Source organism: Yersinia canariae, from assembly GCF_009831415.1.
GTDB lineage: Bacteria > Pseudomonadota > Gammaproteobacteria > Enterobacterales > Enterobacteriaceae > Yersinia > Yersinia canariae.
On record NZ_CP043727.1, the window covers coordinates 3,939,413 to 3,953,206 of the forward strand.

Here is a 13,794-nt window from a genome sequence, read left to right on the forward strand (position 1 = left end):
GTAGATATATTGTTTGTAGATATATTGTTTTTAGATACAATGTCATATGGTGCAACTAAGCCCAAATGTTCAATATCAATAAGTCCATTATTACTCATAATAATCCCTCGTTGAATAACATTTTCTAATTCGCGCACATTACCCGGCCAAGGATATTCCTGTAATTCACTTTTTGCTTGGGGGGTGAGATTTACCTTTACATCCAAAAAACCCCGATACTTATTAAAAAATGCCTTTACTAGCGGCATAATATCTTCTGGCCTTTCACGTAAAGGCGAAATATGAATAGGAACGACCGATAACCGGTAATAGAGATCCTGCCGAAATCGTCCTTCGGTGATTTCAACATTTAAATCTTTATTAGTTGAAGCAATAATTCTAATGTCCAGAGGGATACGTTTATTACTGCCTAAGCGCTCAATTTCTTGTTCTTGTAATACGCGCAGTAACTTAGCTTGTAGCGCTAATGGCATATCACCAATTTCATCGAGTAATAATGTCCCGCCATTGGCCTGTTCAAACTTACCAACAACACGGCTTACTGCCCCTGTAAAAGCCCCTTTTTCGTAACCGAATAATATTGCCTCCAACATACTCTCGGGAATCGCGGCACAATTAACCGCCACATACGGTGCGTTATCGCCCATCGCTTTCTGATGAATATACTTGGCTACGCACTCTTTACCAGTTCCTGTCTCACCCGTAATTAATACCGGAACATTAAATTCTGCCACCCGACGTGCGAGGGAGAATACGCTCACACTGGAGGGTGCATTAGCAACAAAACCATGTTCACTTATAGTCAACAGATCCACAACCATATTCATAATAATGTCTCCCTCTCCAATGAAGCTAATTCCATACGAACAACAATTACTTATACGACACTTAAAAATAATTCTTAAATACTTAACAAAGGAAAATTATAAGGTTCTCAAGAGTTATTCCTCCAGATCATAAGGTCGTGACATACATCATGGATAATCGACTATAAACATTCGATTAAAGATAAAATAATTAAATAAAAATTAAAAATATTAATACTTTTAAATCATATAGTTATGCCAATTAAATTAACTCAACCGCTGGCTATTTAATCATGTCGTCTGGGGTTTTGCTTAAAAGGTTATGAGAGATATGGCATTACATTACTTATTTTTCCGCTCATATCGATAAATTTATCAATGCTATAATTTGGCCCACGGGTGACAACCTTGTCTATCCCACTCGCCGCTCAGTTAAGTTGCAATGACCTGATTTTTCAGAACTAATGATCTTAAAAGAAGAGGAGTATTCCGAGTTCGAAAGATGTCACACTGGTTACAGGGCAAATCCAAAGTCAATGAAATGGTAAATATTAGATAGTGACAAACTTAGCTATTATCTTATTTCTATGGTCAAAATCGGTAACTGGCAATAAAAAACCACCAGATTATGCTGAGTATCCGACACCCTCTGATGGCTTATTTCTATTATTATTACGACAAAAACATTTTATTTCTAAAAGTTAATATCTTTTCGTCATTCTTAAGCCGCTTGGGTATTGTCTGTGAGATTAAAAACAGAAACAGCTTCGGTCAGTTGGCGAGCCTGCTCTTCTAATGAAGCTGCCGCAGCAGCAGATTCTTGCACCAAGGATGCATTTTGCTGTGTGACACCGTCCATTTCTGCTACGGCCTGACCAATTTGGCTAATTCCACGGCTTTGCTCATCAGAGGCAGAGGCTATTTCTCCCATGATATCAGTCACATTCGTCACCGCCTGAACAATGCTGTTCATGGTTTCTCCCGCTTTAGAGACTTGTTGTGACCCCATATTCACGCGGGAGACTGATTCACTGATAAGCCCTTCAATTTCCTTGGCTGCCTGCGCACTGCGCTGAGCTAAATTGCGCACTTCACTGGCGACGACGGCAAAACCACGCCCCTGTTCGCCTGCTCTTGCAGCTTCAACAGCCGCGTTTAATGCCAGAATATTCGTTTGGAATGCAATACTGTTTATCACACCGATAATATCGGCGATGCGGCGAGAACTTTCAGTAATACTGCTCATGGTCGCCACAACATCATTGACAATACGCCCGCCGTCTTGTGCTGTTGCAGAGGCATTTTCCGCCAATTTACTGGCCTGGTGAGCATTCTCGGCATTCTGTTTTACGGTGGCATTCAACTGTTCCATACTGGCCGCCGTTTCCTCTAATGCCGCAGCTTGCTGCTCGGTTCGTGAAGAAAGGTCTGCATTTCCCGCGGCTATTTCACCCGCCCCGGTATAAATCGCATCAGTGCTATTACGAATAGTCGATACGGTATTCACCAGGCTATTTTGCATTTCTCTTAGGTAGGGGATTAATTGCCCAACACAGTTACGGCCAAATTCAGCCATGGGTCTGCCTAATTGCCCTTCTGCTAGCCGTTTAAAATGTAACTTAATCGAATCCAGAGGGCGCACTAAGAAATTGACAATATAGCGATCAGTTAATACCAAAATAATAATACCTGCGATTAATGCAGTCAGGAGCGCCCGTTCACACCACGTGACCAAAGACTCAACGCGTAAGCTAGCGGCTTCTGTTGATTGATCAACCGCCAAATTATATTTCTCGATTGTGGTTCCAAACTCGCGACTGAACTGAGGGTATTCATTGTTAAACATGCGGCTATAGTCGTCAAAACGGTTTTCAGTCACCGCCTTTAACATTGGCTCAATCCCTTTTTCCAAAAGTACCGCCCAGCTTTGAATGGTTTTTTCCGTCAGTGACGAATCCATTTCCTCATGAGATTGCAGCTTAAATTTCTGCAATGCTTCTTGGGTATTTTTAAGTGCAACACCTGCTGAGGCTAATTCACGATCAGCATCGGCTATTGCACCATTTTGGCGATAGGCTGCAGCTCGACTTAAACGAGTGACCACACGAAAATACTGGTCATTACCACGATTAATAATATTAACGCTTTTCTGTTGGTTTGAACTCAGGTGAAGAGAATGTGTTAATTGGTTAAGTGAAAATAATGTAAAGGCTGAAACCCCTCCCCATAGCAACAAAAATATAACAAGAATAGATAATAACGCCATCCTGATGGTGATATGTTTTAGAAAATTCACGGGAATACCCCTGTGTTTTATTTTTTTAGTTTATTTCCTTGAGATTTCAAGGTGTTTATCGCTGATAATTTATGCAGGGAAAAAGCTGATTATCAGGGTTAAGCAATAAAATAGCATAAAACCAATACAAAAGATCAAGATCACCGATCAATAATAGCTAACTGATTGATTTCATCTATTAAAATGTAAACAAGCATCGCTACCTTAGACTCAATAAATCATTAGTAAATTTCAGTATTTTTCACAAAATATGTATTTATTTTGAATATAAATACAGCGCCGACTATCAAATTGAGTTTGGGATAATAAGAAAATAAATTAATTTAATTACAGAGAGGTCATTGCCATTCTTTATAACAACAGAATTAAATTCTTTATTAAATAAGATTGGGCGAGATAAATAAAATCCTAACAAAAATTCATATCAAAGCATCAGGTTCGATATGTAGCAGAATTTATCTATTTATTGGAATATACTTTTTTGGTGTTTTTATGAACAATGAATTAAAGCAGAGAAAATGATCTTTTTATTCATTACTTTGCTGCCAAGTGCTGAGCACCTGGCAGCATTAAACAGGGTATCAGGGCAACTCAACTTCCTCGATGGGATAACTCGCCGAGAATAAAATCGTTAATGATACTGTCGAAATCTTTATCACTGCTAAAACCTAATGTTTTGGCATAATGGGCCACAAAATTTCCAGGCCAGGAATTCACAATTTTCTCAATGAGGGGTTCTTGCTGAACTTCAATGAGATCAACCACTTCATCCCCCGCAACGCGCCGTAATGCATCAATCATCTGCTGCACGCTAACAGATAACCCTGGCAGATTAATGACTCGCCCAGACTTCAGTTGACTGGCATCCAGTTGGTGACCATGGATCAGGTTATTAATTGCCATTTTCGGCGATAACAGCCACAAAGGTGTTTGCAGACTAACTGGGCAAGTCGTCGCAACCCCCTGTAATGGCTCACGAATAATACCGCTGGCAAAGCTGGAAGCAGCGCGGTTGGGTTTACCCGGACGAACCACAATGGTGGGCATTCTCAAGCTACGGCCATCAACAAATCCTCGGCGGCTATAATCGGCCAGCAGCAAGTCACTCATTGCTTTTTGCGTCCCATAGGAACTTTGTGGCGACCAAACCTGCTCATCTGGCACCACCGCCGGTAACTCACCGCCAAATACCGCCACTGAACTGGTAATAATGACTTTAGGGCAGTGCCCCAACTGACGCGCCCGCTCCAGTAGACCGCGAGTAGCATCAAAGTTGATGCGCATCCCCAGATCAAATTCTTCTTCTGCCTGACTGGAAACCACCGCCGCCAAATGGAAAACGGTATCAATTTGCGAGTCAAAAACACTCTCCAGCCAGTGTGAATCGGCGATATCACCACAAAATACGTGTACCCGTTTATCAGCTATCGCACTCAGCGGCACCACATCACAGGCAACTATTTTATTGATTCGGCGCTGCTGGCCTTGGCTGTCCGTCAGATAATCCAGAGTCAGTAAACGTTCGATTAATCGACGCCCCAGAAAACCAGCGGCACCCGTTACCATTATATTCATCGTTTTGTCCTTTTTATCTGCGCGGTTAGCGGTTGACTATCTTGGCAGGAACTAAAAAGACCAGCCCCGCACCAATAAATAGCATGGTGGAAATAATCAACATCCCGATAGTGGTGCTTTGAGTCAGATCTTTGAGGTAGCCCATCATGTAAGGTGCGGCGAAACCGGCCAGATTGCCCCAGGAGTTAATCAATGCAATACCTGCGGCGGCGGCCGTGCCGCCAAGAAACGCTGTAGGTAAGCTCCAAAACAGTGGCAAGGTGCTGAGTGCTCCCATCGCGCCCATGGTTAATCCAATCATGGCGATGATGATGTTGTCACTGAAACTGGCTGAGATAATCATCCCAATCCCACCCAATGTTGCGGTTAATGCCAGATGCCAGCGGCGTTCCCGCAAACGGTCAGCACTGCGTGACACCACTATCATGGTCAACGCAGCAGCGGCATAGGGAATGGCGCTCAACAGGCCAATCGACAAGATATTAGTCACGCCGCTGTCTTTAATTAATGTTGGCAACCAGAAGCCAATAGTATAAAAACCGGCAATCAGGCAGAAATAAATCAGGGTCAGCAACCAGACTCGAGGTTGTAAGAAAATCTCTTTCAGACTACTGTGAACATGGTGCTGAGTGTCATTATCAATATTGGTTTGTAAGATTTTTTTCTCTTCGTCGGTTAACCACTTGGCATGACCAATGCGATCCGTCAGTTTAAAAATCACCAAAATACCGATCAATACAGAGGGAATACCTTCCAGAATAAACATCCATTGCCAGCCGGCATAGCCGTGGAAACCATTAAAGGCATCCATTATCCAACCAGATAGCGGTGCGCCGATCACCCCTGATAGAGGAACGGCAGTGGCAAATAAAGCATACATTCGGCCACGGCGGTTAGTTGGGAACCAATAAGAGATGTAAAGAATGACGCCCGGATAGAACCCGGCCTCGGCAATTCCCAACAAGCAACGCATGATGTAAAACGACATCGGCGTGGTAACAAAAGCCATTCCCGCCGAGATGATGCCCCAAGTTATCATGATGCGCGCAATCCACAACCGCGCCCCAACACGATGCAACATCAAGTTACTGGGAATCTCCAGAAAGAAGTAAGCAATAAAGAAGATTCCGGCACCAAAACCATACACCGCATCGGAGAATTGTAAGTCATCGGCCATTTGCAACTTAGCGAAGCCAACGTTCACCCGATCTAGATAGGCGACGATGTAGCACAGCATCAGTAAAGGTAAAATATGCCATGTCGCTTTACGGTAGGCATGATTTTCCTCCGGTAACACCTTCGGTATCACTAAAGGTTCGGTGGATGATTCAGACATAGTAGAGCCTCATATTGTCATTATTCGTAGAGAAGAAGTCAGCCATAACCCTGTCGACTACAGCTGCTGGTGTTATACATAAATGTTAATTTTAGTTATTTAATGTTTATTAAAGTTAAATCTAAGGGATAAGCAGGGCAGTAAATGCGATTAAAATCACAATAATTAACAACCATTAATGTTAAAAATCATAACAAATTGATTTTAAAAGATTAGAAGTAAAATTATATTCACGAAAAGTAACACTAATGCTGAGAGTGGCCCGTAATAAGCCATCACTGAGAGCAATATGAGAGAGGAAATAGCCCGTGCGAATTACCCCACAACAATGAACAATGACTGTTATGGGGTATCAAGAAGAGGAGTTTATGGATGAAACTTGACCTATCAGGCAGACAGTGTGGCACCGCCGTCGACCACAATATCTTGCATTGTGATGTGACTGGCTAAATCTGAGGCTAAAAACGCCACCGTGTTGGCGATTTCCTGCGGCATAGCAATTTTCCCCAACGGGATACCCAATTTATATTGCTGGGGAAAACCGGCAATTGTCTGCTGTTCGGCATCTTCGCTGCGCCACATACCGCGCTGCATGGGGGTATCGGTAGAACCGGGAGAAACCAGATTACAACGCACACCGTACGGCGCTAACTCCAAGCCAACACAATGACTGAAGCTGGTTAATGCCGCTTTAGAAGCACAATAAGCAGACATTTGGATGCGCGGCACATGGGCTGCATTAGAACCGACAGTGACGACAGCACCAAAACGCTGCTGTTTGAATTGTGGGATTAATTGGCGCAATAGATAAAATGCACCGAAAACATTCACATTAAAGCACTGTTGCCAGTCTTCCAGACTCAGTGCCTCGGTATCTGCCATGCGCAAAATTCCTGCACCATTGACCAAAACATCAAGACGTGGAATCTCGCTCAATAAATGCCGGCACACCAGTTCGACTTGCTGCGAGTTGCTAATATCCAACAACGCTGTAGTGAAAGGGTAATTCTGTGTCGCCGCAAAGACTTTATCCAGCCCCACCACATCTGCGCCCAGTGCAACAAACTGACAAGCAACTTGGTAGCCAATCCCTTGCCCGGCTCCCGTCACCCACACGCGTTTGCCGCTAAAATCCATCTGTGCAACTTTATTGGCAGCCATTATTCAGCTCCGGCCAGTGAGACTTTTTTGCTCAGCCCGGTAAGCTGCGGTTCCAGCAGTCTCCACCAACTATTCAGACTTGGGTTCTTCGCCAACTCAATAAAACTCAGTTCAATACCTTGCTGACGCCATTGTGTTGCCAGCGCCATGATATGCACCGAACTCAGCCCATAGTCGATCAGATTGTCGTCTTCATCAAAATCTTGATCACTTTCATCAATCAGGGCCAGTAATTGCTGCTTAAGCTGCTTTTTGCTGAAAATTAATGTATTTTCGTTCCTGTTCGCGACAATTTCATCAGTAAAAATAACCCGCCCACTGCGCGTAGCGACATACTTAAGTGCCATCAAATGCTCTTCTAGCGAGAAATCAGCAATAGCATCAGCGACCATAAAAGGTTGAATATCTTGCATAAAAGCATCTGTAGCCGTTGTCAGGCACCCGATATGACCATAAATGCCGCAGATAACCAACTGGTCACGGCCCTTATCCGCCATGATTTGGCGTAATGGTGAACGGTAAAACGCGCTATAGCGCCATTTAACAAGCACTTCATCATCCGTATCCGGTGTCAATTCTGACACAACCCGTTGTTTGGCTGGATGATTATTTAAGCCCGCCCCCCACATATCATTGAGTAATGCACGATCTTCAGCACTTTGATGATTGGGTTGAGCGGTGTAAATAACAGGAACTCCCTGTTGCTTACATTTATTTCTCAGGGCCACAATATTAGCGATAACTTGCTGTATCAACGGGTTACTTTCACCGTAGAAACTCACAAAATAGTCCTGCATATCATGAATAAGCAGCACCGCTCGGTCCGGGTTGAACTGCCAATTCACTTTATTCGCGGGAAATTGCCCCACTTTAGGGAGTTCATAAGCAGAAAGAACAGGGATAGCCATCATAAAATCCTTATTTGCTAAGCGCACTGAGGCGGTCTTGAATATCCTGGCGCAACCGCTTTTTATCTATCTTGCCGACAGGAGTAACAGGTAGGCTGGTAACCATTTCAAAGCGATCGGGTAATTTAAAATCCGCCACGCCCATCTCACGCAGATATTTACGTAAAGTCACTGGCCGTAGATTGGCATTCGTGCCAACAATAAAAGCGCAGCTTTTCTCACCCATCATCTCGTCTGGCATAGAAACCAATGCCGCGTGAATAATGTCGTCATGAGCCACCAGCAGGTTTTCAATCTCTTCTGCCGCAATTTTTTCACCGCCGCGGTTAATCTGATCTTTTTCCCGCCCGACCACTCGCAAATAGCCCTCCTCCGTCATCTGCACCAAATCACCTGAATGATAAAAACCTTCACTATCAAAGGCATTGGCATTGTGAGCCGGGCTGCGGTAATAGCCACGGAAGGTATAGGGGCCGCGAGTCACCAGCGCGCCAACCTCGCCGATAGCAACAGGAAATCCATCACTATCAACCACTTTGATTTCATCATCCTCGCTGATAGGTCGCCCTTGGGTGGTAAACACCAAATGGTCGCTGTCACCAAAACGGGTGTAATTCACCAATCCTTCCGCCATTCCCAGCACCTGTTGTAACTGGCAACCCAATATCTGTGGGATACGCCGCGCCAGTGACTCACTGAGTTTTGCCCCGCCAACCTGCAAGACCTGCAAACTGGCCAAGTCAGCTGCAAAATGTTCTGCGGCTTGTAACCACAGGGCTACGGCCGGAGGAACCAAAGAGGTAAACGTAATCTGATGGCGCTTAATCAGCGGAAAACAGCTCATGGCACTGGGGTCTGGGGCTAACACTACACAGCCGCCGGCGTAAAAGACCCCGAGAGCCCCCGGTGAACTGAGCGGGTAATTATGAGCCGCCGGTAAGGCGCAGAGGTAGCGGGTGTGCTCATCGAGCTGACAGATTTCTGCACTGGCACGCACACTGTAGTAATAGTCATTGTGCGTGCGGGGGATCAATTTTGGCGTACCGGTACTGCCACCAGAAAGCTGGAAAAAGGCCACTTCATCGGCAGCTGACGGGTGAAATTCGTCAGTTTCCTTCTCTAATTCATCCAATCCATCGCCATACAGCAAAGTCTCCAGCGACTGGGCATAATCCGTATTTCCCGCCATGATCAAGAACTCCAGCATCGGCACTTTTTGCTGGAGCTGGGCGCAATAGTCCCCTTCGACAAACAGGTTATGACCGGCATGTGCAATCAGCAAACGCGGTTGGATCTGTTCAATATAAGCATTTAATTCCAACCGATTATGGCTGAACAATGCATTGACCGGCGCCACACCGATTTTCAACAGCGCGAAGTAAACCAGATAGAATTCAGCACAATTGGGCAATTGAACCAATGCCGTATCACCACAGCGCAAGCCCAAATGAGTTAAGTGCGCAGCCAACCGCTGTGCCGCCTGCTCAAACTGCGCATAACTTATGTGGCGCTCACCACAAATGATGGCCGTCGCCGCCGGCCGTATCTGGCATTGGCGTGACAAAATCTCAGTCATCGGCTGAGCAGTCCAATACCCTTTCTCGCGATAGCGGCGAGCAAACTCCTCCGGCCAACGGGTAAATTCAATACTCATAGCAGCGCTCCTGGTGGGGTGATGGCAATAGCATTGAGCATGGTGCCCAGCTTAGCTTCAGTTTCTCTCCATTCCGACGCGGGTTGCGACGCCGCAACAATGCCCGCCCCCGCAAATAACCGGACTTGTGTGGGATGTACAGTGGCGCAACGGATAATCACCGCCCATTCACCATTGCCCTGCTCATCACACCAACCCACAATTCCGCTGAATAAGCCCCGCTCAAAAGGCTCAAGTTGTCGAATTAATTGGCGGGCTTTTTGCGTCGGTAATCCACACAATGCCGGGGTGGGATGTAACAGATTAGCCAGTTCCAAGACTCGCATTTGCGGGTTTTCCAGCTCACCACTGATGGCAGAAGATAGGTGCCACAATGCAGCGGTGTTAATCAATGAAGGCTGTGAGGGAATATTCAACTGGGTGCAATAAGGTGTAAGTAGGCGGCGGATTTCATCGATAACCAGTCGATGTTCATATTGGTCTTTCTCTGAGTCCAATAATGCCTGGCTGATATCCAGATCATCTTGCGGGTCGATTTGGCGTTTCGCGGATCCTGCCAGCGGATTGGTGTAAACCCCGCCGCGATGCTTACGAACCAATAATTCAGGGCTGGCACCCAGCAATACGCCGCCATCCGCAAGGGGGACTCGGAAATGATGGGCGGTGCTGTTTTGGATCAGTAAATGATTCATCACCTGATCACTATCAACCGGGGTCTCAGTATCAATTTCCAGAATACGAGAAAGAACAACTTTATGGATTGCCCCGCGCTGACACGCGGCAACGGCCTCGGCAACAATATGTTTGAACTCATTTTCATCCGGCAGGCTACGTATGGCGCGGGTCGTCACGGGCTGGCGATCCTCAACACGCGCGGCATCCACCAGGTGTTGCCGGTCACAAATCTGATAACTTTCGGGAATAAATAAGCACGACGCCTGACTGGCATCAAAAGGTATTGCCCCGACGATGATAGGCTGTTGTTGCCCGGCATCACGTGCCCGCTGAAGCGCAGTTTGCAGGGCAGATTGCAGTGAATGGTTATGGCCAGCACGGCCTTGTGCTGCTTGATTAATTCGTTCGAAGATACCCTGAGTTTTGATACTCTGGTGTCTTGAAGTAAATAAAAATGTCGAGGATACGGCTGAAAACGGCGAATTAACGGGCATTTCTTCAGAGCTGCCATGTTCTTCAGAGTTGCGGTATCGCACAAAGACCTCCACTGCGATGTAAATAGTAATGATAATTACTATCATTCCTTTTTGTGCGTGATAAATTACGACTAACCATTCGCATTGTCAATCAATGTAAAGATATTATTGATAAAGCTTACTTATATATCCCCGCCGATATGGGGTCTTAAAATAGAAAGAGAAAATGCCGTTATGTCCTTTTATATCAGTAACTTTCAACATAAAGCATCGCGTTTAATATTGATGAGTCTGGGAATTTTTGGCCTCATTTTCAGCTTGTCTGGTTGTAAACCCGCAGAAGAAACCACCGGTGAGCAAGCTCCATCATCCAGCAGCGAAAACACAACCGCATGGACTCGCACAGTAGAAACGGCGAAAGGCCCGGTAACATTGACACATCAACCAATGCGGATCGTGTCCACAAGTATCACCATCACCGGGACTTTGCTGGCTATAAATGCTCCTGTGATTGCCAGTGGGGCGACGGTGCCTGATACCACAGTCGCTGACCATCAAGGTTTCTTTACACAATGGTCAGATGTTGCACAGGCCAAAAAACTGGTGCCGATGTATCACACCGAACCCAATGCCGAAGCCGTCGCGGGCATGAATCCGGATGTCATTATTATTTCTGCCACCGGCGGGGATTCAGCATTGAAGTTGTATGACCAACTGTCAGCTATCGCACCGACATTAGTAATCAATTATGATGATAAAAGTTGGCAAGAGTTAGCTGTCGTACTGGGGAAAGCGACCGGACATGAAGCCGATGCTCAGCAAGTTATTGAGAAATTCGCCAATCGGCTCAATGAGGTAAAGCAGAACATTACGCTGCCACCGCAACCTGTTTCGGCGTTTGTCTATCAAGCTGCGGGTAGCACGGCCAATTTGTGGACAGAAAATTCGGCGCAGGGGAAATTGTTGCAGGAATTAGGCTTCACACTGGCGGAAATCCCTGATGCAGTGAAGGGCAATACCAGTATGGGGCACCGCAAGGATATCATCCAACTGGGTGGGGAGAAGCTGGCGGAGGGCCTGAATGGCGAGACTATCTTGCTCTTTTCCGGAGACCAGCCGGCAATTGACGCACTGAAAAGTAATAAGTTTTTAGCTCATATTCCCGCAATTGAACACGAACGAGTTTATGCCGCTGGCTATGATACATTCCGGTTGGATTATTATAGTGCGAGTAATTTGTTGGCACGGATTGAGGGGATGTTTAAGACAACACCTTAATAATTGTACTTTTTTACAGTGTCGGCGCTGGTTTCTATTGATAATCGTTTGGTTATCACCTTAATTTTATCGTCTCAACCAAACTGGGGCGATAAGTAAGGGCATCCGCGAAGTGGGCAAGTGATACATGCAAAGTGCGAGATTGCATAAGGGGCCATGCTTATGGCCCCCCTTTGTCGATGAGTTCATCGGCAGCTATGTTAACCCGGCAGTTTAACAACCGCCCGTGTCACTTAATCAACTGAAAGCTGAGCCTATCTAATCCACCATTTCCTCAGCTTTATGACTCTCATTACCCTCATCAGAAACCTCATCGCCCATCGTCGCACGACGCAATGTCCCACCACAGACGGCAATAACACCGCCTACCGCCGCGGCGGCCATGCCGAAGGTCAAGGCACTGAGCGCTGGGGCCATGACTCTCGCCAATACACCTAATCCCAATGCGCCGAATGATTCACCGGCAACAAACTGCACATTCCACAGACTGTTGACCCGCCCTAATAGAGCATCCGGTGTATGGGTTTGCACCAAAGTATATTGCAACAACCCACTGATAGACCCCAAATAGCCGTATAGCAACAAACCGGGCAGCGCCAGATAGAAATTATGCGTTAGTCCTAATGTCCCAATAGCTAAAAAAGCAGCAATTGAACTGTACATCAGCACCATTCCGGGCCGCCGAACCTGATTAACCCAGCCACTGGTAAAAGCGCCAATTGTCGCCCCGAGCGGCACCACGGAATACATCAAACCAATCTGTGACGCCCCCACGTGATAAGTGCTCTCCGCCAAGGCCGGGAACAAAATACGAATAGCCCCAATCATGCTGACTAATGTCCCCAACAGCACCACGGAACCCACGACTTTATGCTGCAATACGAATGAAATCCCCGTCGCTAACGCGCGTAAAGGGTGTTCGTGCTGGCTTATCGTCGGTTTCATTGAGGGCAAACTCAACAGCGGTAGCAATGTTAACATCGTCCCCACCGCAGCAATGCCATAGTTCCAACCGACCCCACCATAGACAATGACCAGGCCGCCAATCGCCGGGGAAATCACTGAACCGAAACGCACGGTTAGCATGCTTAATCCCCCCGCTGCCGCCAGGTTTTCCCGCCCGACCAGCGAGGGCGTGGCCGCCATTAATGCCGTCATACCGAGCGCACCAAAAAAACCGTCCCAAGCCGCTAAGACATACAATACCCACAATGAGGGCGTTGCAGAGAACGCGTTGAAACTTAAGCCAATAAAACCTAAACCACAGGTAAAACGGGCAAATAAGATCAGTTTTCGGCGATCAAGTCTGTCCGCTAATACACCGCCCAACAGTAGGCCGATAAACATCCCTACGCCATCCAAGGTCACAGCCAACCCCACCTGCAAGGTTGATCCGGTCATCATTTGTATCTGTACCGGTACTGCAACAGTGAGCATTCCCAGCCCTAATATCGAAATAAAGCGGGCAAAAAAGACTGCACGAAAGTTAGCATTACTCTTTAACAGGCTGAAATCCAAAAGAATCGGCGATTTTGCCATGATTGTTTAATCCGTTAATGTAGGTTGCAGTTACCTGTCATGGTGACAAAAAGAACATAAATCTTGCTTGGGAGAGAGTTTTGCCGATGC

9 protein-coding genes and 1 pseudogene are annotated in these 13,794 nt (G+C 46.2%); 1 reads left to right on the top strand and 9 read right to left on the bottom strand.

The features are described 5' to 3' along the window. Positions 1–76 precede the first annotated feature (76 nt). The 8 genes and pseudogenes from F0T03_RS18130 to F0T03_RS18165 all read right to left on the bottom strand — a co-directional run. A pseudogene (locus F0T03_RS18130) lies at positions 77–827 on the bottom strand (sigma-54 interaction domain-containing protein); the annotation flags it as partial. Positions 828–1,527: 700 nt separating this feature from the next. Beyond that, positions 1,528–3,102: a methyl-accepting chemotaxis protein gene (locus F0T03_RS18135; protein ID WP_159679912.1), complete on the bottom strand. Its 1,575-nt coding sequence runs from the start codon at positions 3,100–3,102 to the stop codon at positions 1,528–1,530. Positions 3,103–3,693: 591 nt separating this feature from the next. Beyond that, positions 3,694–4,677: a D-erythronate dehydrogenase gene (denD, locus tag F0T03_RS18140; protein ID WP_159679914.1), complete on the bottom strand. Its 984-nt coding sequence runs from the start codon at positions 4,675–4,677 to the stop codon at positions 3,694–3,696. 25 nt (positions 4,678–4,702) lie between these two features. Next, positions 4,703–6,013, bottom strand: a complete 1,311-nt coding sequence (locus tag F0T03_RS18145; protein ID WP_159679916.1) for an MFS transporter — start codon at positions 6,011–6,013, stop codon at positions 4,703–4,705. Positions 6,014–6,400: 387 nt separating this feature from the next. Further along, on the bottom strand, positions 6,401–7,174 hold the full coding sequence (dhbA, locus tag F0T03_RS18150) for a 2,3-dihydro-2,3-dihydroxybenzoate dehydrogenase (protein WP_246169914.1): 774 nt from the start codon (positions 7,172–7,174) through the stop codon (positions 6,401–6,403). Then, positions 7,174–8,082 carry an isochorismatase gene (locus F0T03_RS18155; RefSeq protein WP_159680994.1) on the bottom strand — a complete coding sequence of 303 codons (909 nt, stop codon included), beginning with the start codon at positions 8,080–8,082 and terminating at the stop codon, positions 7,174–7,176. The genes dhbA and F0T03_RS18155 overlap by 1 nt, the downstream gene beginning before the upstream one ends. A 10-nt stretch (positions 8,083–8,092) precedes the next feature. Then, positions 8,093–9,736 carry a (2,3-dihydroxybenzoyl)adenylate synthase gene (locus F0T03_RS18160; RefSeq protein ID WP_159679918.1) on the bottom strand — a complete coding sequence of 548 codons (1,644 nt, stop codon included), beginning with the start codon at positions 9,734–9,736 and terminating at the stop codon, positions 8,093–8,095. Beyond that, entirely contained in the window at positions 9,733–10,905 is a 1,173-nt protein-coding gene (locus F0T03_RS18165; protein WP_159680996.1) for an isochorismate synthase, read from the bottom strand. Before F0T03_RS18165 ends, F0T03_RS18160 begins: the two co-directional genes overlap by 4 nt. A 216-nt stretch (positions 10,906–11,121) precedes the next feature. On the opposite strand from F0T03_RS18165, the gene fepB reads away from it, so the two are divergent. Continuing rightward, positions 11,122–12,165: a Fe2+-enterobactin ABC transporter substrate-binding protein gene (gene fepB, locus F0T03_RS18170; RefSeq protein ID WP_159679920.1), complete on the top strand. Its 1,044-nt coding sequence runs from the start codon at positions 11,122–11,124 to the stop codon at positions 12,163–12,165. Between the two features lie 258 nt (positions 12,166–12,423). Here the strand turns inward: fepB and entS are convergent, their stop codons facing one another. Beyond that, a complete protein-coding gene (entS, locus tag F0T03_RS18175; protein WP_159679922.1) occupies positions 12,424–13,704 on the bottom strand; it encodes an enterobactin transporter EntS in 1,281 nt (426 codons plus the stop codon). Positions 13,705–13,794: the final 90 nt, after the last annotated feature.

Coding starts and splice junctions, on each gene's coding strand:
- denD (WP_159679914.1), bottom strand. CDS start 4,677: ATGAATATAATGGTAACGGGTGCCGCTGGTTTTCTGGGGCGTCGATTA.
- F0T03_RS18145 (WP_159679916.1), bottom strand. CDS start 6,013: ATGTCTGAATCATCCACCGAACCTTTAGTGATACCGAAGGTGTTACCG.
- dhbA (WP_246169914.1), bottom strand. CDS start 7,174: ATGGCTGCCAATAAAGTTGCACAGATGGATTTTAGCGGCAAACGCGTG.
- F0T03_RS18155 (WP_159680994.1), bottom strand. CDS start 8,082: ATGGCTATCCCTGTTCTTTCTGCTTATGAACTCCCTAAAGTGGGGCAA.
- F0T03_RS18160 (WP_159679918.1), bottom strand. CDS start 9,736: ATGAGTATTGAATTTACCCGTTGGCCGGAGGAGTTTGCTCGCCGCTAT.
- F0T03_RS18165 (WP_159680996.1), bottom strand. CDS start 10,905: ATGCCCGTTAATTCGCCGTTTTCAGCCGTATCCTCGACATTTTTATTT.
- fepB (WP_159679920.1), top strand. CDS start 11,122: ATGTCCTTTTATATCAGTAACTTTCAACATAAAGCATCGCGTTTAATA.
- entS (WP_159679922.1), bottom strand. CDS start 13,704: ATGGCAAAATCGCCGATTCTTTTGGATTTCAGCCTGTTAAAGAGTAAT.